Annotated in this window: 22 protein-coding genes and 1 pseudogene; 12 read left to right on the top strand and 11 right to left on the bottom strand. The window is 64.9% G+C overall.

What is annotated here, in order from left to right; translation table 11 throughout:
• Positions 1 to 5: 5 nt before the first annotated feature.
• From QTL98_RS07205 to QTL98_RS07180, 6 genes and pseudogenes are all read right to left on the bottom strand, one after another.
• Positions 6 to 740 carry a YoaK family protein gene (locus QTL98_RS07205; RefSeq protein ID WP_445681541.1) on the bottom strand — a complete coding sequence of 245 codons (735 nt, stop codon included), beginning with the start codon at positions 738 to 740 and terminating at the stop codon, positions 6 to 8.
• Position 741: 1 nt separating this feature from the next.
• Complete coding sequence (locus tag QTL98_RS07200; RefSeq protein ID WP_445681540.1) at positions 742 to 1,197, bottom strand: DoxX family protein; 456 nt, start codon at positions 1,195 to 1,197, stop codon at positions 742 to 744.
• 139 nt (positions 1,198 to 1,336) lie between these two features.
• A pseudogene (locus tag QTL98_RS07195) lies at positions 1,337 to 1,498 on the bottom strand (DUF1427 family protein); the annotation flags it as partial.
• A 99-nt stretch (positions 1,499 to 1,597) separates the two neighbouring features.
• Complete coding sequence (locus QTL98_RS07190; protein WP_510637537.1) at positions 1,598 to 2,281, bottom strand: hydrolase; 684 nt, start codon at positions 2,279 to 2,281, stop codon at positions 1,598 to 1,600.
• A gap of 122 nt (positions 2,282 to 2,403) precedes the next feature.
• Positions 2,404 to 3,345: a LysR family transcriptional regulator gene (locus QTL98_RS07185; protein WP_445681539.1), complete on the bottom strand. Its 942-nt coding sequence runs from the start codon at positions 3,343 to 3,345 to the stop codon at positions 2,404 to 2,406.
• Positions 3,346 to 3,395: 50 nt separating this feature from the next.
• Positions 3,396 to 3,857 carry a serine O-acetyltransferase gene (locus tag QTL98_RS07180; RefSeq protein ID WP_445681538.1) on the bottom strand — a complete coding sequence of 154 codons (462 nt, stop codon included), beginning with the start codon at positions 3,855 to 3,857 and terminating at the stop codon, positions 3,396 to 3,398.
• A gap of 167 nt (positions 3,858 to 4,024) precedes the next feature.
• On the opposite strand from QTL98_RS07180, the gene ligA reads away from it, so the two are divergent.
• Positions 4,025 to 6,151, top strand: a complete 2,127-nt coding sequence (ligA, locus tag QTL98_RS07175; protein ID WP_510637554.1) for an NAD-dependent DNA ligase LigA — start codon at positions 4,025 to 4,027, stop codon at positions 6,149 to 6,151.
• Between the two features lie 181 nt (positions 6,152 to 6,332).
• Complete coding sequence (locus tag QTL98_RS07170; RefSeq protein WP_445681537.1) at positions 6,333 to 7,295, top strand: lysylphosphatidylglycerol synthase transmembrane domain-containing protein; 963 nt, start codon at positions 6,333 to 6,335, stop codon at positions 7,293 to 7,295.
• A 322-nt stretch (positions 7,296 to 7,617) separates the two neighbouring features.
• Here the strand turns inward: QTL98_RS07170 and QTL98_RS07165 are convergent, their stop codons facing one another.
• On the bottom strand, positions 7,618 to 8,583 hold the full coding sequence (locus QTL98_RS07165; RefSeq protein ID WP_445681536.1) for a nucleoside hydrolase: 966 nt from the start codon (positions 8,581 to 8,583) through the stop codon (positions 7,618 to 7,620).
• A 170-nt stretch (positions 8,584 to 8,753) separates the two neighbouring features.
• Here QTL98_RS07165 and QTL98_RS07160 point away from each other — a divergent pair, with 170 nt between their 5' ends.
• The 7 genes from QTL98_RS07160 to QTL98_RS07130 all read left to right on the top strand — a co-directional run bounded on the left by QTL98_RS07160 (position 8,754) and on the right by QTL98_RS07130 (position 16,631).
• Entirely contained in the window at positions 8,754 to 10,115 is a 1,362-nt protein-coding gene (locus QTL98_RS07160) for an 8-oxoguanine deaminase (RefSeq protein ID WP_445681535.1), read from the top strand.
• A gap of 115 nt (positions 10,116 to 10,230) precedes the next feature.
• A complete protein-coding gene (locus QTL98_RS07155; RefSeq protein ID WP_445681534.1) occupies positions 10,231 to 11,052 on the top strand; it encodes a crotonase/enoyl-CoA hydratase family protein in 822 nt (273 codons plus the stop codon).
• Positions 11,053 to 11,129: 77 nt separating this feature from the next.
• The gene (locus QTL98_RS07150) at positions 11,130 to 12,992 is read left to right on the top strand and encodes a feruloyl-CoA synthase (protein ID WP_445681533.1); all 1,863 of its coding nucleotides are present in this window, start codon (positions 11,130 to 11,132) and stop codon (positions 12,990 to 12,992) included.
• A 1-nt stretch (position 12,993) separates the two neighbouring features.
• Positions 12,994 to 14,232 carry a thiolase family protein gene (locus QTL98_RS07145; protein WP_445681532.1) on the top strand — a complete coding sequence of 413 codons (1,239 nt, stop codon included), beginning with the start codon at positions 12,994 to 12,996 and terminating at the stop codon, positions 14,230 to 14,232.
• A 7-nt stretch (positions 14,233 to 14,239) separates the two neighbouring features.
• Entirely contained in the window at positions 14,240 to 14,998 is a 759-nt protein-coding gene (locus QTL98_RS07140) for an SDR family NAD(P)-dependent oxidoreductase (protein ID WP_445681531.1), read from the top strand.
• On the top strand, positions 14,995 to 15,444 hold the full coding sequence (locus QTL98_RS07135) for an acyl-CoA thioesterase (protein WP_445681530.1): 450 nt from the start codon (positions 14,995 to 14,997) through the stop codon (positions 15,442 to 15,444). Before QTL98_RS07140 ends, QTL98_RS07135 begins: the two co-directional genes overlap by 4 nt.
• Before the next feature lie 47 nt (positions 15,445 to 15,491).
• The gene (locus QTL98_RS07130) at positions 15,492 to 16,631 is read left to right on the top strand and encodes an ABC transporter substrate-binding protein (RefSeq protein ID WP_445681529.1); all 1,140 of its coding nucleotides are present in this window, start codon (positions 15,492 to 15,494) and stop codon (positions 16,629 to 16,631) included.
• Between the two features lie 59 nt (positions 16,632 to 16,690).
• On the opposite strand, the gene QTL98_RS07125 is transcribed toward QTL98_RS07130, so the two are convergent.
• From QTL98_RS07125 to QTL98_RS07110, 4 genes are read right to left on the bottom strand one after another with little or no spacing between them, the layout of a single operon-like run.
• On the bottom strand, positions 16,691 to 18,418 hold the full coding sequence (locus QTL98_RS07125) for an acyl-CoA dehydrogenase family protein (protein ID WP_445681528.1): 1,728 nt from the start codon (positions 18,416 to 18,418) through the stop codon (positions 16,691 to 16,693).
• 25 nt (positions 18,419 to 18,443) lie between these two features.
• Positions 18,444 to 19,151: an ABC transporter ATP-binding protein gene (locus tag QTL98_RS07120; RefSeq protein ID WP_445681527.1), complete on the bottom strand. Its 708-nt coding sequence runs from the start codon at positions 19,149 to 19,151 to the stop codon at positions 18,444 to 18,446.
• Positions 19,148 to 20,923 carry a branched-chain amino acid ABC transporter ATP-binding protein/permease gene (locus QTL98_RS07115; RefSeq protein ID WP_445682102.1) on the bottom strand — a complete coding sequence of 592 codons (1,776 nt, stop codon included), beginning with the start codon at positions 20,921 to 20,923 and terminating at the stop codon, positions 19,148 to 19,150. The genes QTL98_RS07120 and QTL98_RS07115 overlap by 4 nt, the downstream gene beginning before the upstream one ends.
• A gap of 13 nt (positions 20,924 to 20,936) precedes the next feature.
• A complete protein-coding gene (locus QTL98_RS07110; protein ID WP_445681526.1) occupies positions 20,937 to 21,971 on the bottom strand; it encodes a branched-chain amino acid ABC transporter permease in 1,035 nt (344 codons plus the stop codon).
• A 302-nt stretch (positions 21,972 to 22,273) separates the two neighbouring features.
• Between QTL98_RS07110 and QTL98_RS07105 the strand changes: the two genes are divergently transcribed.
• The 3 genes from QTL98_RS07105 to QTL98_RS07095 all read left to right on the top strand — a co-directional run bounded on the left by QTL98_RS07105 (position 22,274) and on the right by QTL98_RS07095 (position 24,342).
• Positions 22,274 to 22,744: a MarR family winged helix-turn-helix transcriptional regulator gene (locus QTL98_RS07105; RefSeq protein WP_445681525.1), complete on the top strand. Its 471-nt coding sequence runs from the start codon at positions 22,274 to 22,276 to the stop codon at positions 22,742 to 22,744.
• 50 nt (positions 22,745 to 22,794) lie between these two features.
• Positions 22,795 to 23,625, top strand: a complete 831-nt coding sequence (locus QTL98_RS07100) for a ferritin-like domain-containing protein (protein WP_445681524.1) — start codon at positions 22,795 to 22,797, stop codon at positions 23,623 to 23,625.
• 264 nt (positions 23,626 to 23,889) lie between these two features.
• On the top strand, positions 23,890 to 24,342 hold the full coding sequence (locus tag QTL98_RS07095; protein ID WP_445681523.1) for a hypothetical protein: 453 nt from the start codon (positions 23,890 to 23,892) through the stop codon (positions 24,340 to 24,342).
• Positions 24,343 to 24,518: the final 176 nt, after the last annotated feature.

The following is a 24,518-nucleotide window of genomic DNA, read 5'->3' as shown; positions in this document are numbered from 1 at the left end:
ACCCCTTAACCGGCGATCGCCCAGGGCTCCACGGACCGGTGATGCGGCAGGGCGGCGAGGCTGGCGATGACCAGCAGGCCGGCGGCGACCACCAGAACAGCGGTAACGCCGGCCTGACCGAGCAGGAAAGCGCCAACGGCAGCGCCGATAAACATGGCCAGCACTGCACGCAGACGGCGCAGCAGGCTGGCACGCCAGCTGCCGGGCACACCGCCGGCAGCGCCATCCGCCGCAATGCCGGTCAGGGTCAGGGTCAGCACCGTCGTCGTCATGTCTGGCACGGCAAGGCGGCGGGCAACGGCATTCTGCATGCCCATGGCAAGGCCGAGCAGCAGGATGAGCCCATAGTGCCCAAGGGCATCCTCGACATTACCTGCCACAGCAAAGCTGAGCGCGAGCGACAGGATCACCAGCGCCGTCTCCAGCCAGATGGCCCGGCTGAGCAGCCAGATGCGGCTGGTGCCGGCGCGGCGGGCAAGATACCCGCCGCCGGCAGCCCCGCCCAGAAAGGCGAAGATGGCGACAACCGAAGCGAGGATGGAAAATCCGGCGGTGCCGGCCACGGCAAAACCCAGCACCACGACATTGCCGGTCATGTTGGCAACAAAGACCCGGCCGAGCGCGAGAAAGCTGACGGCATCGACAAGTCCGGTCACCACGGTGAGAGCCAGGAGCAAAACCGGCAGCGGGCCCTGACGGGGATCGCCTGCACCCAGCAGGCGGCCGAAAGTCTGGCTCATCTCACACCCTCCGCGCCGGCAGCAGCCGGCCAAGATCGAACAAGGCAACAAAGAGGAAACCGCCGACGAGGCCGAGATGCTCGAAGAAGGCATTCTCGACCATGAAGCGCTCACCCTGGGGCAGCTCCCAGAAGCGGTTGGCGATAAAGGTTGCCATCAGCGTGAAACCGGCAAGAGCAAGTGATCCGGCCCAGCGCAGGCGCCCGCTGAGAATGAGGAAAGAGGCGCCAAGTTCCAGAACGATCGTGATCACGGCGACGACAACAGGAAAGGGCAGCCCGAAATGGGTGGCTTCCGCAATCGCGCCAGGAAAGTCGAACAGCTTGGTGAGGCCGCCCTGGATATAGGCCGAGCACAGGCCCAGGAGAGCGATGAACTGGCCGGCGCGCCAAAGGAAGGCATCGCCGCGGCCGTCGCCGGAACCAGAGCTGATGGATGAAATTGAACGGTCGGACATTTTAAGAGCCCCTCCTCTGGCCACTTCCCCAAGGCATATGCGCCTGAAGGGCTGCCTCTTTCTTGAATGCGCGTGCCGGAAGCCGGCTAATCATGCAGTCGCGGCCCCTTCAGAGGATCCGCCAGTTGGTCAGGGCCAGCGTCAGCAGTTGGCGCAGCACCGGCAGGGCCTGCTCCCCCAGCACCATGCCCAGAAGCCCGACGAGAGCGATGGCCGGCGGCGCGGGAGAACGAACGTTGAGCAGGTTATAAAGCAGGCCCATCAGCAGGCCCGCGGCCAGCGAGATCAGATAGGGTTTCATGGCAGGGAACTCCCCTCTTCCGGGAGGTGACCGGGACCGTCGGGGCGGACCGGCCACGCAGGAAAGCGGGGAGCCGGCCCGGCCCATGCGGAGGAACGTTCAGTGGCCACCTTCGGAGGCGCCGAACATGTTCTTGGCGTAGATGATGCCGAGGCCATAGGCGCCGCCCAGCCGCGAAGCGATGCCGGTGGTCATGCTGTAGGTCTCGGTACGGGCCCAGTCGCGCTGCAGCTCGAGCAGGTACTGCAGAGAAGTCATGGGGTGGGCGCCGGCCTGAACCATGCGCTCCATGGCGCGCTGATGCGCTTCCTCGGACACGTCGCCGCTGGCATCGGCAATCACATAGACATCAAAACCCTGCTCAAGGGCCGACAATGCCGGGCCGACGATACACACACCTGTCCACAGGCCGGCCAGCACGATCTTGCGCTTGCCGATGCGGTTCACGGCATCGATGACATTCTGGTCTTCCCAGGAATTCATGCTGGTGCGGTCAATGACCGGAGCCGTCGGGAAGGCATCCTTGATCTCGCTGAACATCGGGCCGGAGAAGGTCTTTTCGGCAACCGTAGTCAGGATGGTGGAGACGTTGAAGCCGGCGGCCGCCTCGGCCACGAGGCCGGCATTGTTGCGCAGCTGCACCGGGTCGATCGACTTGGTGGCGAACGCCATCTGCGACTGGTGGTCGATCATGATCAGCGTGTGATCGTCCGGCGTCAGCAGGGCGGAACCGGCGGTGGCGGTGGCCTTCGGGGCGGTCTTTGAAGAGATGATCATCGGCATTTTGAAGCTTCCTCTGTTCTTTTCGCGCCGGCCGTTTCGCGGGATTGCGTGGCGGCGCTGACAGTTGAAGCATCGGCCAGATCATCATTTCAAAAAATAGAATTGATTGAAACTCATCGTTTCTATTCTTTTATTCCGAGCATCTCCGCTTCGGCCTTGCCGCGTTCGCCCTTGGAGAAATAACGGCCGAGATAGGCCGCCAGAGCTTCAACCCGGGCCGGGCGCGGGCCGCCGGGCGGCATGACGAGATGAAGCGCGATGGAGGGCGTCTGCCAGTCGGGCAGCAATACGGCAAGGCGCCCGTCCCGGACAGCAGGCCCGACGACAAACTCCGGCTGCAGGGCGATGCCCAGGCCGGAAAAAAGCGCCGGGGTCAGAGCGTCGGCATTGTTGGCCTTGAGCTGGCCTGCCGGACTGACCGACACCTGCTCCCCGCTCTTGTGGGTGAAATGCCAGACCTCCGGTGTCGCCAGATAGGCGTAGGAAAGGCAGGAATGGTCCATGAGATCGCGTGGATGCTCCGGCGCCGTGCGCCCTTCCAGATAACAGGGGGCACAGACCAGCAGGCGCGGTATCGGCGCCAGCCGCCGGGCCACCAGCGAGCTGTCCGGCAGGGCCGCAATACGCAGGGCGGCATCGTAACCGCCGCCGATCAGATCGACGGTCTCGTCGCTCAGATGCAGGTCCACCGATACCTGCGGATACTGGGCCAGAAACCCCGGCAAGGCCGGCGCCACCTCGCGCACGCCGAAGGACATCGGCACGGCCAGCCGCAGGAGCCCGCGCGGGGTCACTGACTGGTTCAGCATTTCACTTTCCGCGGCTTCCGCATCCGCCAGCAGCCGCGCCGCCTTCGGCATCAGCCGCTGGCCCGCGTCGGTCAGCGCGAGCTGGCGCGAGGTGCGGTTGAAAAGCCGGGTCCCCAGCCGATGCTCCAGCCGGCTCACTGCCTTGGAGACCGTGGGTTTGGAAAGCCCCAGTTCCTCGCTGGCAGCCGCAAAGGACCGCAGCTCGGCCACCTTGGCGAAGATGGAGAGAGCCTCAAGATCGGGGAGTTTGGACATACTGTGGAGGCGCCCGGCTGTCGATTGCGGCCCGGCCGAAGCGGCGCAGGCTATAGCCCAACGCTAGCAGGCAGAGGCTCTACAGGCAGGTCCTTTCTCATCCCCACCTTGCGCGCCGGAACGCCGGCCCAGACCTCGTTATCGCCGGTGGATTCGCGCACCACCGCATTCGCAGCAATGAGGCAGCCCCGCCCGATGGTGGTGACGCCAGCGCCGCCCAAAATCTTGGCGCCGGGAAACAGCACCACGCCGTCGCCAATTATGACCCGCTCCATGCGCGTATGTTGCGAATCCAGATGGGCATCGGCGCGGCCGATGGTTACCTGATGGTAGATGCGCACATTGTTGCCGATAACGGTGGTGGGATGGATAACGGTGCCGAAGCCGCGATGCAGGATTTCGAGGCCGGTACCGATCCGCACCTCAGCCGGTATTTCAACGCCGTAAAGCGCAAGCAGCTCCCGCGCGATCCGCCAGTTCCGCCAATAGGCCAGCCTCGTCACAAGGTTCATGACATCCTCTTCCGGATGGAGGGCAACCTGCCGTCCACAGCAATCATACAAAATTAGTCATAGAGCGCGAACCCATCTGATAAGGCGCCGTACGACTTGAGTCTCTCGCGAGCCGCCGATGGCGAGGACGGCTGGAACACTGACGGGCTCTGCGCTACATGATGGCCATGACCGACATCGCCACCGCCGCCATCGCCCCCGACGATCTGACTGAAGAAGAGGCCGCCGCCGAGCTGGAACGGCTGGCCACGGCCATCGCCTATCACGATGCACGATACCATCAGGAAGATGCGCCGGAGATCAGCGATGCGGACTATGACGCGCTGCGCCAGCGCAACGGTGCCATCGAGGCACGCTTTCCGCATCTGGTGCGCACAGACAGCCCCTCGCAGAATGTCGGCGCCGCCCCGTCCGCCGGTTTTGCCAAGGTACGCCACGCCGTACCGATGCTGTCGCTCGCCAACTGCTTCAGCCGCGAGGATGTAGAGGGCTTTCTCTCCACCATCCGCAACTTCCTGAGCGAGTTGAAACGCGACGAAAGCGCTGCGCTGGAACTGGTGGCCGAGCCCAAGATCGACGGTCTCTCCTGCTCCCTGCTCTACCGCGGCGGCAAGCTGGTGCGGGCGGCAACACGCGGCGACGGGCAGGAAGGCGAGGATGTGACGGAGAATGTCCGCACCATCGCCGACATCCCCCACACACTCGCCGGCGATGCCCCGGAGGTGCTGGAAGTACGCGGCGAGGTTTACATGACCCGTTCGGACTTCTTTGCCCTCAACGAGCGCCAGACTGCCGCCGGTCAGAAGCCCTTCGCCAATCCGCGCAATGCCGCCGCCGGAAGCCTGCGCCAGCTTGACCCTGCGATTACGAAATCGCGCCCCTTGCGCTTCTTCGGCTACGCCTGGGGCGAGACCAGCGAGCCGCTGGGGGAAACCCAGTGGGAAGCCCGGCAGAAGCTGAAAGACTTTGGCTTCACGCTCAATGAGCCGGCGCGGCTGGTCAGCACCCTCGACGACATCATGGCCTATCATGACGAGCTGCTGGACGAGCGCGCCGGGCTGCCGTTCGACATTGACGGCATCGTCTACAAGGTTAACCGCCGTGACTGGCAGCAGCGCCTCGGCTTCGTCAGCCGCGCCCCGCGCTGGGCCACCGCGCACAAGTTCCCGCCCGAGCAGGCCAAGACCCTGCTTGAAAAGATCGATATCCAGGTCGGCCGCACCGGCTCGCTGACGCCGGTTGCCCATCTGGCACCGATCAATGTCGGCGGCGTCATGGTCTCCCGCGCCACGCTGCATAACGAGGACGAGATCGCCCGCAAGGATATCCGCGTCGGCGATCTGGTAACCGTCCAGCGCGCCGGTGATGTCATCCCGCAGGTGGTGAAGGCGGAAGCACCGCCCCATGGCACCCGTGGCGAACCCTATCAGTTCCCGCAGAAGTGCCCGGTTTGCGGCAGCGACACCGTGCGCCCGGAAGGCGAGGCCATCCGCCGCTGCACCGGCGGCCTTACCTGCGAGGCGCAGGCTGTTGAACGCCTCAAGCATTTCGTCAGCCGCGATGCCTTCGATATCGAGGGGCTGGGCGCCAAACAGATCGAGGCATTCTACAACGACGAGACGCTGCCGATCCGCAGCCCCGCCGACATCTTCACCCTCGCCGCGCGCGACGAGGCCAATGGCCTGATGAAGCTCGCCAACAAGATGGGCTGGGGCAAGAAGTCAGCCGAAAACCTCTTTGCCGCCATTGAAGAACGCCGCCGCATCGGCTTCGAGCGGCTGGTCTTCGGGCTTGGCATCCGCCAGATCGGCCAGGCCACAGCAAAGCTGCTGGCGCGCCACTATGGCACTCTGGAAACCCTCTCAACCGCCATGGACGCCGCGCAGGACCGCGAGAGCGAGGCCTATGCCGAGCTGCTGAGCATCGACCAGATCGGCGCCGGTGTTGCCGATGACCTGCTGGCTTTCTTTGCCGAGGAGCATAACCGCAAGACACTGGCGGCTCTGGAAGCCCAGCTTGTCGAGATTATCCCCCTTGCCGCCCCGACCACGACCGCCAGCCCCGTCTATGGCAAGACGGTTGTCTTTACCGGCACGCTGGAGACGATGACGCGCCCAGAAGCCAAGGCACAGGCAGAGGCACTGGGAGCCAAGGTCGCCGGTTCGGTTTCAAAAAAGACTGATTATGTGGTTGTGGGCGCCGATGCCGGTTCCAAGGCCGCCAAGGCCCAGGAATTGGGCGTTACCGTGCTGAACGAGGAAGAGTGGAAAACACTCGTCAACGGCACGGCATGAAACCCTCACCGTCTTATGAGGTTTTAAACTTCTGAGGGCCTATCCATCCGCATGGGGAGGCAACTGGCGCCTTGCGAAGGCACACCTTCAATAACCATATTGGTAGCCAGGAGCGCCGGAGCATGCAGTCAGGTCCGGAAGACACCAGAGGGAGCATTGTGGAATTGCTGAAAGCGGCCGCATGAAAATCAAGAAATATATCTGGCCGGCCATTGGTCTTACGGTCGTCGTCGTTTCCCTCTGGCTCATCTATCACGAGTTCCGCAACCTCTCCCTCGACGACGTCGTGGAGAGCTTCGAGGCCATCCCGTTCCACCGCTGGCTTCTGGCAACGGCCGCCACCGTGATCGCCTATGCCGCGCTTGCCGGCTATGACGCCGTCGCGCTGCTGCATCTGCGGCGGAAGATCTCCTGGCTCTTCATCACCATCGCCTCCTTCACCGCCTACGCGCTGTCGCACAATATCGGCGCCTCGGTGATCTCCGGCGCTGTCGTGCGCTATCGCGCCTACTCCTCGCGCGGGCTTTCGACCAGCGAAGTGGGCGTGCTGGTGGCGCTGTGCTCCTTCACCTTCATTCTGGGGGCGGTTTCTCTCGGCGGGCTGGTGCTGATCCTGGAGCCGCATCTGCTGCAGCGCTTCTGGGCCGACGTACCGATGTGGGCCTCCATGCTGCTCGGCGCCGCCATGCTGTCGCTGGTGGCGCTTTACATCTATGGCGGCTGGCGCGGCTTCAAGCCGCTGCGCATCGGCAAGACTGATCTCTATTACCCGCGCATCGAAGTCATCGTTCGCCAGCTGATCGTGGCGCCGGTTGAACTGCTCGGCGCAGCAGGCATCATCTATTTCGCCCTGCCGGCGGATGCCCATCTCAGCTACCTGACGGTGCTGGGCATCTTCCTCATGTCCTTCTCCGTCGCACTGCTCTCGCATGCGCCGGGCGGGCTGGGTGTGCTGGAGATCGTCTTCATGACCGCGCTGCCTGAACTCGCCCCGGCGGACGTTCTGGCCGCGCTGATCGTCTTCCGTATCCTTTACCTGCTCATCCCCTTCAGCCTGTCGCCCATTTTCGTGCTCATTTTCGAGCGCACGGAACTGGCCCGGCAGAACAAGGCGGAACAGGCCCGCTCCTCGTCCGGCGCCTAGTAGACGACGAGCGAGAGCAGACCGGAGACCAGCAGGATGGCAGCAAAGGTGCAGACCCCGTAGCCGCTGGCGATGAAACCGTCGATGAAACGCATGGATGCCCCCTTGCGCTTGCCGGCACCGCTTCGCTTGGCCGGCACAGGGCGGCAGGCGTTACGGGCAGCAGGTTGATGCCTGAAAGGGGCGGGCCGGATTGCTCCGGCCCGCCTGGCCAACCGGCAGCCCCCCGGCCCCTCCTGATCAGCCCTGCATCACCAACAGCAAAATGCGGCAGAAGGTTCCACCCTTCGCCGCATTTTTTACGCAATTGGGGCAAAAAGCCTCAATTGCCCAGAAGGGCCAGTTTCTGGTGGAAGAGTTCCAGGACAGCTTCGTGATCAATGCCGATGCAGGCAAGCTGCGACGGCAGGCCATCCCAAGCGCCCGGCGCGAAGTTGACGCTGTCCGGCTTCTGGATGGTCTGGCCGACGGCAATGCCCTCGGTCGCCACGCGCATCGCGCCGCTGCGGGTGGTAAAGAGCTCGGGCGCCAGCACATAGGCGACGGCGCAGCTATCATGCATGAAAATGCCGTCGAGCCCGTGGCGGTCGATGTGGAACTGCTTGTAGAGCTCGGAGGTCTCGGCGATGAACCGGCCGGCATCGCCGGCCTCGCGCACCAGACGGGCAAGCCCTTCCGGCGCCATGAAGGTTTCCTTGGTCACATCAAGCCCGACCACCACCACCGGCCAGGGCACGCCGAGCATGATGTCGGCCGCTTCCGGATCGCCGATGATGTTGGCTTCTGCTGCCGGGGTTACATTGCCGCCATGGCCGTTCTGCCCGAAGGCGCCGCCCATGATCACGACCTGCTTGACGAGGCCGGCAATCTCCGGCGCTTCTTCAAGCGCAAGGGCGAGATTGGTCATACGGCCAACGGCAATCAGCGTGATCTCGCCCGGATGGGCCTTCACCATATCGATGATGAAGCGGTGCGCCGGACGCGGATCGACCGTGCGGGAGATCGTCTCCGGCACGCCGACATCGCCCAGCCCGTCGACGCCATGGATGAAGGTGGGCGGCCCCTCATAACGGCGCTTCAGCGCCTGCCCCGCACCCTGCGCCACCGGGCAGGGAATGTTGAAACGCTCGGCCAGATAAAGCGCGTTGCGGGTCGTCGTCTCGATATGGGCATTACCGAACACGGTGGTGATGCCGACAAGATCGAGCTCCGGCGCGGCATGGATGAACAGCAGGGCCGCGGTATCGTCCACGCCCGGATCGGTATCGAATATGACCTTGGTAACCACGGCTGAGCGCGCTTTCCTGACTTGAGGGAGAGGGTGTTGCTGACGTGGCACTAGCACAAATCCACGCCCGGCGGAAAAGCGCTGTTTTCGTCCAGCGGAAGTCAGCATTGGCACCGGCATGATGTCCGGTGCAGCATGGCCTCTCTTCAGACTTAAGACCGGAATCACCGATGCCCCGCAGCCTTCTTGTCCGCAATGCCGACCTGCTTGTGACCATGGACGGGGAGCGGCCGGAAATCGCGGGCGGCGGGCTCTATGCGGAGGGTGGCCGCATCGTCTCTGTCGGAAAGGCGGATGAGCTGCCGCAGACGGCGGACGAAGTGCTGGACCTATCCGGCCACATCGTCATTCCGGGCCTCATCAACACCCACCACCATATGTACCAGAGCCTGACGCGGGCCGTACCGGCGGCGCAGGATGCGGAGCTCTTTGGCTGGCTGAAGACACTCTACCCACTCTGGGCGGGCCTGACCCCGGAGATGATCCACGTCTCCACACAGACGGCGATGGCCGAGCTTATCCTTTCCGGCTGCACCACCTCGTCGGACCATCTCTACATCTACCCCAATGGCTGCCGGCTGGACGACGCGCTGGAAGCGGCAGACGATATCGGCATGCGCTTCCACGCCGCCCGCGGCAGCATGAGTGTGGGGGAGAGCAAGGGCGGCCTGCCGCCGGACAGCGTGGTGGAAGACGAGGCCGCGATCCTCAAGGAAACCCAGCGCCTGATCGAGGCCTATCACGACCCGGCGCCGCTCTCGATGCGCCGCATCGTGGTGGCGCCCTGCTCTCCCTTTTCCGTCTCCACCGGCCTGATGCGCGACAGCGCGGCGCTGGCGCGCAGCTACGGCGTTTCGCTGCACACACATCTGGCTGAAAACGACAATGACATCGCCTATAGCCGCCAGATGTTCGGCAAGACCCCGGCGGAATATGTCGAGGATCTGGGCTGGGTCGGCCCGGATGTGTGGCATGCCCACTGCGTGCATCTGGACGATCACGGCATCAACCTCTTTGGCCGTACCGGCACCGGCGTTGCCCACTGCCCCTGCTCCAACATGCGCCTTGCCTCCGGTATCGCGCCGATCGGGCGCATGCGCGCCGCCGGCATTCCCGTCGGGCTCGGCGTCGATGGCTCCGCCTCCAACGATGGCGGCCATATGCTGGGCGAGGCACGGCAGGCGATGTTGCTGCAACGGGTCAAATACGGGCCCGATGCCATGAGCGCCCGTACCGCGCTGGAGATCGCCACGCTGGGGGGCGCGAAGGTGCTGGGCCGCGATGATATCGGTGCCCTTGCTCCGGGCATGGCCTGCGATTTCGCCGCCTTTGACCTGTCGGCCCCCGCCTTCGCCGGCGGCCTGCATGACCCGCTCGCCGCCCTCATCTTCTGCAGCCCGGAGCAGGTGAGCTTCAGCATCATCAATGGCCGGGTGGTCGTACGCGAGGGACAGCTGGAAACGATTGACCTCAGCGCCCTTACCCGCCGGCACAACAGGCTGGCCGGGGACCTCGCAAACAAGGCCGGCTGACATCGCGGCGATGGCCTTTCCTCTTGGGACTGAGGGGCCGCTTTCAGTCAGCTTGACCGGGCATCAATTTTGTTATCTTATATAACAATAATATCAGATCACCTATGGTAACGCGATGTCAGAAGGCCGGCCCGTTCCCCTCCAGCAGCCTGCGGTAAAGCCGCCGGTCAGCGTCCGGCTTGAGGGCGACATCCTGTTCGTGACCCTGTCCCGGCCGGAAAAGCGCAATGCCCTTAACGCCGAGGCCATCGGCGCCCTGGAGCGCACCTTTGCCGCACCGCCTGCCGGTGCCAGGGTTGCCGTCATCAGTGGCGAGGGGGATCACTTTTCTGCCGGCCTCGACCTTTCCGACCTCAGCGAGGGCGGCGACAATGACGTGATGGCCGGCATCGCCCACTCGATGATGTGGCATCACGCCTTCCAGTATATCGAGCGTGGCCAGCTGCCGGTGGTGAGCGTGCTTAAGGGTGCGGTCGTTGGCGGCGGGCTTGAGCTGGCAGCCGCCACCCATGTCCGCGTGGCGGAGGAAAATGCCTTCTACGCCCTGCCGGAAGGCCAGCGCGGCATCTTTGTCGGCGGCGGCGGCTCGGTACGTATTCCGCGCCTTATCGGCGCTGCCCGCATGGCGGACATGATGCTGACCGGCCGCACTTATGACGCGGCGGGCGGCATGGCCGCCGGCCTCTCGCAATATGTCGTGCCGGCAGGCAGCGGCCTTGCAAAGGCAACAGAACTGGCGCGTGCCATTGCCGGCAATGCCCCCATGACCAATTTTGCTGTGGTGCAGGCGCTGCCCCGCATCGCCGAGACGGACGCACCGGCCGGCTTCCTCATGGAAGCGCTGATGTCCGCCATTGCCCAGAATGATGCCGAGGCCAAGGCGCGCATGCGTGCCTTCCTCGACAAGAAGGCCGCCAAGGTAAGGGCGCCGGGATGAACTGACCAGGGTTAAGGCCGAACTCCGCGCCCCATAAAAACAAGCGGAGGCGGCGAGCATGGGAGAGGAAACGCCTGATGAATGCGGTCATGCAGAAGCCGCTGCGCGACGTTGCCTTTGGCAATGTCGACGTCACCATGGAGCGCCGGGCTGACGGCGCCATCCTGGTCACGCCCCGGATCAATTTGCCGGACTATGCGAGCTCGATGTGCGAGCGGCTGGAATACTGGGCCGCCGCCGAACCGGACAAGACCTTCCTTGCCGAACGGGATACCGATGGCAGCTGGCGCCGGGTGACCTATGCCAAGGCGCTGGCGGCGGCACGCTCCATCGGCGAGGCATTGATTGCGCGCGGCCTTTCTGCGGAAAAGCCGCTGGTTATTCTCTCCGGCAACGATATCGATCATGGGCTGCTGGCGCTTGGCGCCATGCAGGCCGGCATCCCCTATTGCCCCGTCTCCCCGGCCTATTCGCTGATCTCCACCGATTTCAGCAAACTGCGCCATGTGTTTTCGCTGCTGACGCCCGGCCTCGTCTATGTGAGCGACGGCGCGCGCTTTGCCAAAGCGCTCGACGCCGTCTGGCCGGCGGAACGGGAAGTCATCATCGGTCGCAATCCGGCTGCAGGGCGGCGCTCCACCACGCTTGCAGAGTTGCAGGCCACCAAACCCGGCGCGGCGATCGACTACTACCGCGGCGCCATCGGCCCCGACACAATCGCCAAATTCCTGCTTACCTCCGGTTCCACCGGCGGCCCCAAGGCGGTGATTACCACCCAGCGCATGTGCAGCTCCAACCAGGTGATGCTGCGCGAAATTCTGGCCTTTCTGAAGGACGGGCCGACCATCGTCGACTGGTTGCCCTGGAACCATGTGTTCGGCGGCAGCCATAATTTCGGGCTGGTGCTCTATAATGGCGGCTCGCTTTATATCGACGATGGCAAACCGGTGCCGGAAGGCATCGAGGCGACCGTGCGCAACCTGCGCGAGGTCTCGCCGAGCGTCTATTTCAACGTGCCCAAGGGCTATGAAAGCCTGGTGCCGTATCTGCGCGATGACCGCGCACTGCGGGAAAGCTTCTTCCGCAACCTGCAAGCCCTGTTCTTTGCCGGTGCCGGCCTGCCGCCCCATGTGTGGGAGGCGCTGGATGAGCTCGCCATCGACACCATCGGTGCCCGCATTCCCATCCTGACCGGGCTTGGCGCCACCGAAAGCTCCCCCTTCGCGCTCTGCTGCACGCCTGCCACCACCGGCTCCGGCCGCGTGGGTGTGCCGGTAATGGGCAACCTGCTGAAGATGGTGCCGGTGGAGGGCAAGATGGAAGCGCGCGTCAAGGGGCCGAACATCACGCCCGGCTACTGGCGCCAGCCCGATGTCACCGCCAGGGCCTTTGATGAAGAGGGGTATTACCGCTTCGGCGATGCGCTGCGCTTTGTGGACGAGGCCGATATTGCCAAGGGCTTCTGGTTCGATGGCCGTATAACCGAGGATTTCAAGCTCAGCAGTGGCACCTGGGTCAGCGTTGGCCCCATGCGCGCCCGTCTGGTCGCCGCCTGCGCGCCGCTGGTCCGCGACTGTGTGCTGGCCGGACCGGACCGCAATGACCTGAGCGCCATCCTCATCATCGACCCACAGGCCTGCCGCATGCTGGCCAACCTGCCGGCAACGGCACCGCTGGCCGAAATCTCCCGCCATCCCGCCGTACGCGCCGCCCTGCAAATCAGCCTCGACCGGCTGGCGGCAGAGCCCGGCGGCTCGTCCACCCGGGTCAGGCGGGCACTTGTGCTGGAGAGCGCCCCTTCCATCGACACCGGCGAGATTACCGACAAGGGCTCGATCAACCAGCGCGCAGTGCTGGCTCACCGGCCGGGAGAAGTCGCGGCGCTTTATGCCGACCCGCCGCCGCCGGAGGTCATCGTCGCCCACCATGAGGAGCCCTGAGATGGCGGCCGCCCTGACCGCAGCCTGGAACAATGCCGTCCTGCTGGACGGTATCCGCACGCCCTTTGTCGATTATCAGGGTGCCCTGTCGCTGGTCTCTCCCATCGATCTCGGCATCAAGGCGGCGCGGGCGGTGCTGGAGAAGGCGGGCACCCCGCCCAGCGACGTCGGCACCGTCATCTGCGGATCGATGGCGCAGGCAAGCTTCGATGCCTACATGCTGCCGCGCCATGTCGGGCTCTATGCGGGGGTCGCAGTAGAAACGCCGGCCCATCTGGTGCAGCGGGTCTGCGGCACCGGCATCGAGGTCCTGTCGCAGGCCGCCGACGCCATCGAGCTGGGACGCGCCGATCTGGCGCTGTGTGCCGGCGCTGAATCCATGAGCCGCAACCCGGTTGCTGCCTATACCCATCGCGGCGGCTTTCGCATGGGGCAGGTAGAGTTCAAGGATTTCCTCTGGGAAGCGCTGCTGGACCCGGCGGCCAATGTGACCATGGGCGGCACCGCTGAAAACCTTGCCAGCCGCCATGGCATTACCCGCCAGGAGGTGGACGCCTTCGCCGCCCGTTCCTTCGAGCGTGCAGTGAAAGCAGAGGCGGACGGCTTTCTGGCCGGCGAAATCGTGCCGGTGATCAGCGAGAGCTTCGAGCGCGACGGGTTTGCCGCCCGTGGCATCAAGCTCAGGAAAGACGAGACCGTCATCCGTGACAGCCATGTCCGCCCCTCCCCGGTCGAGGTGCTGGCCCGCATCCGCCCGGCTTTTGGCGGCGTTCAGACCGGCGGCAATTCCTCCGCCGTGGTGGACGGGGCAACGGCCGCGCTGGTCGCCTCTGCCGGGTATGCGGCGCGCCATGGGCGGCAACCCCTTGCCCGGCTGCGTGCCGTGGCCGCCGTGGGCGTACCGCCGGAGATCATGGGCATCGGCCCGGTGCCGGCCATTCGGGCCGTGCTGGAACGCGCCGGTCTTGCGCTGGGCGATATCGACCGCTTCGAGATCAATGAGGCATTCGGCGCGCAGGTGCTGTCCTGCGCCCGCGAACTGGGGCTGGATGAAGCGAAGCTCAACGTCAATGGCGGCGCCATCGCCATCGGCCACCCGCTGGGGGCATCCGGCATTCGCCTAGCCGTTACCTGTGCCCGCGAGTTGCGGCGCGGCGGCCTGCACTACGGCATCGCCTCCGCCTGCATCGGCGGCGGACAGGGCATTGCCCTGCTGATCGAAAATCCGGCGGCGGGGTGAGGCGGCAATGAAACTCGAAGGAACTTCAGTGCTCATCACAGGCGGCGGCTCCGGGCTTGGAGCCGCCGTTGCGCGCCGGTTTGCCGGTGCGGGCGCAAAGGTCGCCGTGCTGGATCGTGACGGCAACGCGGCCGCGACAATCGCCGCCGAGGTTGGTGGAACAGCGGTTGTAGCCGATATCTGCGACGAGGCGGCTGTCAATGCAGGGCTGGGCAAGATAGAGGCCGCACAGGGGGTGCCGCGTCTGCTCGTCAACTGCGCCGGTATCGGTACGGCAAAACGGGTAGTGGGGCGCGACGGGCCAATGCCGCTCGGCGATTTCGAGCGGGTTATCCGCGTGAACCTGATCGGCACCTTCAACATGATCCGCCTTGCCGCCGCCCGCATGCAGGCGCTGGAGCCGGCGGGAGAAGAGCGCGGCGCGATTATCAGCACCGCCTCGGTTGCCGCCTTCGACGGTCAGATCGGCCAGGCGGCCTATGCGGCGGCCAAGGGCGGGATTGCGGCGATGACACTGCCGATTGCCCGCGAGCTGGCCCGCCTTGGCATCCGCTGCATGACGGTAGCGCCGGGTCTTTTCTCCACACCGCTGCTGGGCGAACTGCCGCCCGAGACAAAACAGACCCTCGCCGCCGCCATCCCCTTTCCGGGCCGGCTGGGCGAGCCGGATGAATTCGCGGCGCTGGTACAGCACATCGCCGAAAACCCTTACCTTAATGGCGAGACCATCCGGCTGGATGGTGCCCTGAGGATGGCTGCCCGATGACTGCCCCCGACAAGCTCTTTACCAACCGCCGGACGGTGCGCATCGAATGGGGCGACTGCGACCCGGCGGGCATCGTGTTCAACCCGCGCTATTTCGCCTTTTTCGACGCGGCAACGGCCGCCCTGTTCGAAGCGATCGGTACGCCCAAATGGCGCCTGTTCGAGGTTTACCCCGCCTTTGCCGGCATTCCGCTGGTGGATAGCGCGGCACGCTTTCTCGCGCCCTGCCGCTTCGGCGATGATGTCGAGATCGAAACCAGCATTACCGCCCTCGGTCGCTCCAGCTTCAAGGTCGCGCATGTAGCGCGCCGGGGCAGCGTGGTGGCGGTCGAGGCCAGTGAAACGAGGGTCTGGACGGAGCGCGATGCCAGCGTTCCGGCCGGGCTTCGATCCGCTCCTCTCCCCGAGGAGATCAGGCGCGCTTTTACCCCGGGGTCGGAGACATAACGCCGCCAGAAGAATGCGGCACCATCTGAAGGGAGGACGCTACTGACATGCTGAAACATACCCTGGCCGCCCTGGCGGTCACCGCGGCCACCATGGCCCTGATGCCGGCCGCCAGGGCCGACATCACCATCGGCATTACCCTTTCCGCGACCGGACCCGGCGCGGCGCTCGGCATCCCGATGAAAAATTCGGTCGCGCTCTATCCGGCCGAGATCGCCGGCGAGAAGCTGAATGTCGTGGTGCTGGACGATGCCGGCGACCCGGCACAGGCCACCACCAACGCCCGGCGCCTTGCCACCGAGGATAATGCCGATGCCATCATCGGCTCCTCCCTCACTCCCGGCACCATTGCCGTGGCCGGCGTTGCCAATGAAATCGGCATTCCGCATTTCGCCTGCTCACCGATGCCGATCGACCCGCACAAGAGCCGCTGGTCCTTCGTCATGCCGCAGGACGCCAAGCTGATTGCCGGCGCCCTCTTCAAGGAAATGAAGAAGAACGGCGTCAAGACGGTGGGCTATATCGGCTTTTCGGACTCCTACGGCGATCTCTGGATCAACCAGCTGAAATCCGCCGGCAAGGAGATGGGGCTCGAGCTGGTGGCAGAAGAGCGTTATGCCCGCCCGGACACTTCCGTTTCCGGCCAGGCCCTGAAGCTGCTGGCTGCCCATCCGGACGCCATCCTCGTCGGCGCCTCCGGCACCGGCGCCGCGCTGCCGCAGATCGAGCTGCGCCAGCGTGGCTACAAGGGCACCTTCTACCAGACCCATGGTGCGGTGACCGGTGACTTCATCCGCGTTGCCGGCAAGGCGGCGGAAGGCACCATCATGGCTTCCGGCCCGGTGATGGTGGCCGAGCTGCAGGAAGGCACCGAAACCAAGGCTCCGGGCCTTGCCTATGTGCAGACCTATGAAGCCAAATATGGCGCCGGCACCCGCACCCAGTTTGGCGCCCATATCAATGACGCCATGCTGGTGCTGGAAGCGGCAGTTCCCGTGGCTCTCAAGTCTGCCAAACCCGGCACGGCAGAGTTTCGCAGTGCCCTGCGCGATGCCATCGAAAATGCCGGCGACGTGGCCGCGAGCCAGGGCGTCTATCACTACAATGCCGACAACCACAACGGGCTCGACCAGCGCTCCGTCGTCGTGCTGACGGTGAAGGACAGCAAGTTCGATCTGGTGAAGTAAGGCGAGGCACCGGAAAACAAGGAGGGCTGCCGGGGCGATTGCCGGCAGCCCTTTTCCTTTTACACCAGCGCAGTTTCGCCGCCGAACGCCCGCACGGCACCAATAACCGAAGCCGCACCGCTGCGGACGATCCGCAGCAGCGCCGCCGTCTCGGGCGCAATATTGGCCTCATAGAAATCCGCTGCGGCCACCCGGCCGGCATGAAGCGGCGAGGCATCACCGGCAGCAATCAGCATCGATGCCCGGTGGGCCCGCCGCCGCAACAGGGTGCCGCCAAGGGCAAGCCCCGCCAGTCGCAGATAGGGCGAGGCAACCGCAAGGCCCTGCTCTTCACTCATCCCCGGATCCAGCAGCAGCGATGTTGCCTGCCGCCAGTCGCCAAGGGCTTCATCCGCGGCGCCGGCGCCCAGAGCGGCCATCTCTTCCCGCAGCGCGGCGATCAATCCCAGCACCACCGCGCCGTCCTCACGTGGCAGTTTGCGCATCACCAGATCGATGGCCTGGATGCCGTTGGTGCCCTCATAGATCGGTGCAATACGGGCATCGCGCCAAAGCTGCGCCATGCCCGTTTCCTCGATATATCCCGCGCCCCCAAACACCTGGATGCCCAGCGAGGTAACGTCGACACCGGTTTGCGACAGGTGGGCCTTGACGATGGGGGTCAGCAGATCGGCGCGGGCGGATGCCTCTGCGGAAGTCTCCGCGCGGTCGATCTCGGCGGCGGCGAGATAGGCGATGGCACGGCCGGCATCTGTCAGGGCGCGCATGATCATCAGCATGCGCGCCACGTCCGGGTGCCTCACAAGTGCTGCCGACACTTCACCATCGAGCCCGCGCCCCTGCCGCCGGTCACGGGCATAGGCTGTTGCCTGCTGAGTTGCGCGCTCGGCAAGGGCAACGCCCTGCATGCCGGTGGCAAGGCGGGCCCGGTTCATCATGGTGAACATCGCCGGCAAGCCCTGGTGCGGGCTGCCGACCATAAAGCCTTTTGCGCCGTCATAAGTCAGGGAGCAGGTCGGGCTTGCGCGGATGCCGAGCTTCTTTTCAAGCCCGGTGCAGAGAATGGCATTGCGCTTTCGCTGCCCGTTTTCTTCCAGCCATTTGGGCACCAGAAAGAGCGAGATGCCACGGGAGCCTTCCGGTGCATCCGGCAGGCGCGCCAGCACCAGATGCAGGATGTTATCCGTCAGATCATGTTCGCCGAAGGTGATGAATATCTTGCTGCCGGTAACGCTATAGCTCCCGTCTGCCGCCTGCACCGCGCGGGTGCGGATGGCCCCGAGATCGGAGCCCGCCTGCGGCTCGGTCAGCGCCATCGCCCCCGACCATTCGCCGGACACCAGCTTTGGCAGCGCCCAGGCCTGAAGGTCAGGGCCGGCATGGCGGGCGAGCGCTTCCACCATGCCCTGCGTCAAGACCGGCAAGGTGGAAAAGGCCATGGAGGCGCTGGTCAGCATCTCCATACTGGCGGTGCCGACGATCTGCGGCAGGCCCATGCCGCCCCAGGCCTGCGGCAACGACACGCCGTTGAGCCCCGCTTCACGCCAGTGCCGGTAGGCATCCCGCCAGCCCGGCGAACAGACCACTTCGCCCGCCTCCAGCCGGGAAGGCTCCAGATCGGCCGGGTGATCGAGCGGGGCGATAACATCTGCGCACAGATTGCCGGCTTCACCCAGCAGCGCCCGCAAGGTTTCGCCATCCAGCCCCGCCCCGGCCAGGGTTGCGGCAGAGCCGGTCACCTCCTCCATCAGAAAGGCCATTTCCTCAATCGGCGGATCATAGGTCATCGGCCAGCCTTCTCCTGCAATCCGCTCAGGCGGCGTGGAAGCCGAGATAGGTTTCAATGACGGCGGGGTTCTGCGCCAGCTCCCGGGCCGGGCCGGAGTGGCGCAGCTGGCCGAGTTCCATGACATGGCCTTCATCCGCCACGTCCAGCGCGGCGCGGGCGTTCTGTTCCACCAGCAGGATGGAAACACCGATCCGCCTGAGATCAGCGACAATCTGCAGGATGTCGCGCACGATACGCGGGGCAAGGCCGAGGCTCGGCTCATCCAGCAACAGCAGCCGCGGCCGGCTCATCAGTGCCCGGCCAAGCGCCAGCATCTGCCGCTCCCCGCCCGACAGCGTGCCGGCCTGCTGGCGATAGCGCTCCTTGAGGCGGGGAAACCGCTGGTAAACTTCCTCCAGCGTCTCGCGCCGCTCATCCGCGCTGCGCAAAAAGCCGCCGAGCACCAGATTATCTTCCACGCTCATGGCGGCAAACAGCTCGCGCCGCTCCGGCACAAGGCACATGCCGGCGGCAAGCCGCGCCTCGACACTTTCCGGCACCGGCCGGCCCTCGAACAGCACCTGCCCGCGGGAGGGATGCAGCCCCATTACGGCATTCAGCAACGTGGTCTTGCCGGCGCCATTGGCGCCGATGACCGTCACGATGGTGCCGGGGGCAATGCCCAGCGATACACCATGCACCACTTCGGCGCGGCCATAGGCGACATGAAGGTCACGAACATCAAGGATCATGCTGCGCCTCCGAGATAGGCCTCGATCACCGCGGGATGAGCCTTGATTTCGGCCGGCGCGCCTTCTGCGATCTTGGTGCCGAAATCCAGCACGACGATGTGGTCCGTCAGCGACATGACGAAGCCCATATCGTGCTCAACCAGCAGAATGCTCATGCCGTCGCCCCGCAGCCGGGAGAGCAGCGCCGCCAGCGCCTGTTTTTCGACATGGCGCAGGCCGGCCGCGGGTTCATCGAGCAGCAGCAGTGCCGGATCGAGCGCCAGCGCCCGCGCCACCTCCAGAATGCGCAGCTGACCGAGGGCAAGGCTGCTGGCCGGGGCATGCATCAGCTCGCCCAGCCCCACCCGCTCGATCTGGGTCGCGGCTTCCGCCAGCAAACGCCGCTCCTCCGCCCGGTCGAGCCGCAGAATGCTGCGCGCCACACCGGCGCTGCCGCGCAGATGAGCGCCAAGGGCGACATTTTCCAGCACCGTCATGTCCCCCAGCACCTTCACGTGCTGAAAGGTGCGGGCAATACCCATGCGCGCCACGGCACGCGGCTGCACCGCCCCCATGGCAATGCCATCATGCACGATGGCGCCGGCCGTCAGCGTCGTGGCGCCGGAGATAAGGTTGAAGGTTGTGCTCTTGCCGGCACCATTGGGCCCGATAAGACCGACGATCTCGCCGGTGCGCACGGCAAAGCTTACATCATTGACGGCAACCAGCCCGCCGAAGGCCTTGCGCGCGGCTTCCACCGCCATCAGCGCTTCACCGGCCGGGCGACGCTGGCGCCGTGGCAGGGTCGCGGCCCCGCTGGCGCCCACCCGGGCTTTGGCAGGCGGTGCCGGCAGCCGGCGGGTTATCAGAGGCCACAGCCCTTGGCTGGCAAACTGCAGCACCAGCACCATCAGGGCGCCGAAGACGATGGTCTCGTAATTGCCGCTGCCGCCGAACAGCACCGGCAAGATCCTCTGCAGCACATCCTTGAGCAGGGTAACCAGCCCGGCCCCGAACACCGCGCCCCACACATGGCCGGCGCCGCCAACAACAGCCATCAACAGATATTCGATGCCCAGATTGAGGCCGAACGGGCTGGGATTAACCGTGCGTTGCATATGGGCATAGAGCCAGCCCGAAAGCCCGGCGAGCAGGGCGGCAAAGACAAAGACGGTAAGCTTGGCGCGCGCGGTATCGGCCCCGAAGGATTCCGCAACGGCACGGCCGCCCCGAAGGGCACGGATCGAGCGGCCCACCCGGCTGTCGAGCAGATTGCCGGCCGCCACTGCCGCCAGCAGCACGAAGGCCCAGATAACGTAGAAGATATCCTGATCGGAATAGAACGGATGGCCGAAGAGGCTGAGCGGCGGAATGCTGGAAATACCGTCATACCGGCCCAGAAAATCGAGCTGGCCGAAGAGGTAATAAAGCGCGAGCCCCCAGGCGATGGTGCCGAGCGGCAGGAAATGGCCGGAGAGCCTGACCGTCAGCAAGCCGAGCGGAAGCGCCAGCACGCCGGTTACCAGCAGGCAGACCGGCAGGGTAAGCCAGGGCGAAACCCCGTAATGAGTGGAGAGCACTGCCGTCGTATAGGCACCAAACCCGCAAAAGGCTGCCTGCCCGAAGGAGGTCATGCCACCAACGCCGGTCAGCAGCACAAGGCCGATGGAGACCAGCGAGGCAAGGCCGATCAGGTTGGCGAGCGTGACCCAGTAGGCAGGCACGCCGGGTATCCAGGGGAAGACGGCCAGAATCAGTGCCAGCGCCGGCAACAGGCGCCGCGAGGAGAGCATCATGCGCATCGGCTCACTCCTCCTCACCGGGGCCAGAGGCCAGAGAGCGGATCAGCAAGACCGGAATAATCAGCGAAAAGACGACGATTTCCTTGAAGTTGCTGGCGAAGAAGGAGGCCAGCGCCTCGATGATGCCGACGGCCAGCGCCGCGACGACCGTTCCGGGAAAACTCGCAAGGCCGGCGATGATGGCGGCGACGAAACCCTTGAGGCCGATGAGAAAGCCGGTGTCGTAATAAACCGTTGTCATCGGCGCGATGAGGATGCCGGAAACGCCGCCGATCGCGGCAGCCAGCGTGAAGGCAATACCGCCGGAAAGGGCGGTACGGATGCCCACCAACCTTGCCCCGATCCGGTTGATGGCCGTTGCCCGCAGCGCCTTGCCCATCAGGGTGCGCTCGAAAAACAGATAAAGGCCGATCATGACCAGAAGCGTGACGCCATAAACGGCAAGGCTCTGGGCGGTCACCAGCAGCGGGCCCAGCTCAAAGCCGTCGCCCCCGACCGGATCAGCCCGCAACCCCTCGGCGCCAAAGAAGACGAGGCCCAGCCCGAGCATCGCCAGATGCACACCGACGGCTGCAATCAGCAGTACCAGCACCGAGGCATCGGCCAGAGGGCGGAAGGCGATGCGATAAACATAGCCACCCATCGGCACCACGATGGCGAGCGTCATGAGAATTTTGAGGAACTGGCCCGGCGCGGCCGGCATGAGCAGCCAGACGGCACCCCACACCAGCGCCGGTAGCAGCAGATAATGGGCAACTGCCCGCAGCAGGCGAGCGGCCGTGAGGTCGTGCCGCAGCCCCCAGAGCTCGACCAGAAACGCCGCGGCCCCGGCAAAAACCAGCAGGCTTGCCGTACCGGGAAAGCGCCCCGCATCCAGCATGCTGAGCGTCAGCGCGCCATATGCCACGAATTCGCCCTGCGGGATGAAGATCACCCGCGTGACGGCAAAAACGAGCACCATTGCAAGACCGAGCAGCGCGTAAACCGCGCCGTTCGTCAGCCCGTCCTGCAACAGGAACAACAGGATTGTCCCGTCCAAGGTTACCGCGCTCCTCCCCGAGCGTTGGCCGGCAACCGCGCTTTCTTTCAGAAAACACGCGGCCGGCAAGGTGGATGGTTTGTCCATCCTTTCCCGCTGGCAACAGTGCCAAGGAATGTTTAATGATTCAATATAACAATTATATATTATAATTCAAATTCGCCGCCATCCTCTCTGGAAGTGGCCCCGCGAACCGTGCGACAAGGCCGGCACTGTTATCCAGGGACAAAAAGGTTGCTGCCGCAGGGGTGAGCGGCATAGGGCGCAGCCGGGGTCAGTATCGGCAGTTATGGGCAGTGAACATGAGCAATGAAATCGAGACCATGGAGCAGGCAAGCCGGCGCGGCATCGATATGGGGGGCCTGCCCTCTTTCGTGGGCTATACGTTGCGCCGGGCCCAGCTGGTGATCTTCGACGACTTTATTCGCACGCTCGACGAAGTGGGGCTGAAGCCGGCTTCGTTCAGCGTGCTCATCATCCTCGGCAGCAATCCCGGACTGAACCAGTCCGAGGTCAGCGCCGCGCTCGGCATCCAGCGCACCAACTTTGTTGCGCTGGTGGACAGTCTCGAACAGCGCGGGCTTGCCGAGCGCCGCCCGTCGGAAAGCGACCGCCGCTCTCACGCGCTGCACCTGACGCCCGCCGGACGCAAGCTGCTGGCCCGTGCCATGACCCTGCAGCAGGAGCATGAAGCCCGCTTTACGGACCGCCTCGGTCCGGGCGGGCGCGAGCAGTTGCTGACCCTGCTTGAGAAACTGCTGCCGACTGAGTGAGTCCCGGCTGACAGACGTCCCTTCTTCGCAAAAACCGGATGCCCCGCGCCGTGCCGCACGACCCGCATAATTCCCTCACCAGCGCCGCCATCGCCATTCTGGCTGAACGCGATCCGTACGAAAAAGCACGGGCATCGCGGCAGGCTGCTGCGGCATGGCGGGAAGGCACGCTCCGACTTCCTGTGACGGGCGACCCCGCCCCGCCCGACCGCCCCGGTCGGCCGGAGCGGCCGGAACTGCGCCTGCCGCGCGACATGCCCAAGCGCCGCAAGGGCTATTCGCCGGAGACCCGGATCGCGCTCATGCATGCGCTGGCCCATATCGAACTCAACGCCATCGACCTTGCCTGGGATATCGTCTGCCGCTTTCCCGCCGAGGAGATGCCGCGCGAGTTTTACGACGACTGGATCCGGGTGGGGGACGACGAGGCCAAACATTTCCTGATGCTGGCGGACCGGCTGGCTGCCATGGGCGCCGCCTATGGCGATCTGCCGGCCCATGACGGGTTGTGGCAGGCCAGCGAAATGACCGCCCATGATCTGGCGGCACGCCTTGCCGTGGTCCCGATGGTGCTGGAGGCACGCGGACTCGATGTAACCCCGGCGATGATCGACAATCTGATTCGCGCCGGCGATCAGGACAGTGCCGCCGCACTGCAGATCATCCATGATGACGAAATCACCCATGTCGCCGCCGGCACACGCTGGTTCCGCCATCTGGCGGACAAGCGCGGCTGGAGCGATCCGCTGCCGAGCTGGCAGGAGCTGGTGCGCACCCACTTCCGCGGCCAGCTCAAGCGGCCGTTCAACGTGCCCTCGCGCGATCTGGCGGACTTTCCCCAGGACTGGTATGAGCCGCTGGCCGACACCGACTGGTTTTAATGGCCATAATTAATTTTGCATAACGCTGCAATCCGCCGGTGCGTTTCTGGCCGGTGCACACATTTTTTCTTCTTCTGGTCACCAACCTAATCCGATAGGCTTAAGCCTTGCGGCAGATTTTGTGTTTCAGGCCACACCTGCCCGGCAAGTCGTACTGGCAAAACACGGACACCGGCACTAGATTGCGCGCCTTCACTGGCATTGAAACACTGGGTTTGAGCGGCACCGGATGCGTGAGAGCGCCGGCGCCGGGAGTGGTAGTTTTTGTCGTCGCACGATTCTGAAGTCGAGTTGCCAGATACCGGTCAGCACACGGATGAGCCCGGACGTCATGTCCGCACCCCGGGCTATAACGGGCGGGATCGCCGCCTGCTGCAACGTTTGAGCATCGACCTGCCGCTGCAGGTACCCGGGACCTCGTTCGAGGAACGGGCGCTGGTGTGCAATGACTGGAGCTTCAGCGGCTTCAGCCTGCCTGTGGGCGCCGGTGAACTGGAACTGGGCGCCGAACAAAATGCTGGCAAGGCCCCGATGGTGCGGGTGGAAATCTGTAGCGAGGCCTCCGGCACCGCGCCGGAAGACGCCTGGATCGAAGCGCAGCTCGTCCGCCAGACCGACAATGTCAGCGCCTTCCAGATCGTGGAAGCCGCCCCGCCGGCCCTGCGTGCGATGAGCTGGCTGATCGCCCGGCACGATGACGACTACCAGCCTCACTAGAGAGCGCCGGAAGGACTTCAAGGCCCCCTGCCGGCTAACTTTGGCATAGGGTAAAGCCGCCCACCCTGACCGAAGGAACATCCCACCCTCTCCTTCCGCGAGATGGCGCTTTGGGCTGTTCGGCGCGACACTCAAATCAAGGTCAAGGACGGCGCGAGAATGTCCCCCTCCCTCCG

Source organism: Radicibacter daui, assembly GCA_030657355.1.
In the GTDB taxonomy this organism is placed as follows: Bacteria; Pseudomonadota; Alphaproteobacteria; order Radicibacterales; family Radicibacteraceae; genus Radicibacter; species Radicibacter daui.
The sequence above is the reverse complement of the archived record's forward strand: the minus strand, read 5'-3'. Positions and strand labels throughout refer to the sequence as shown.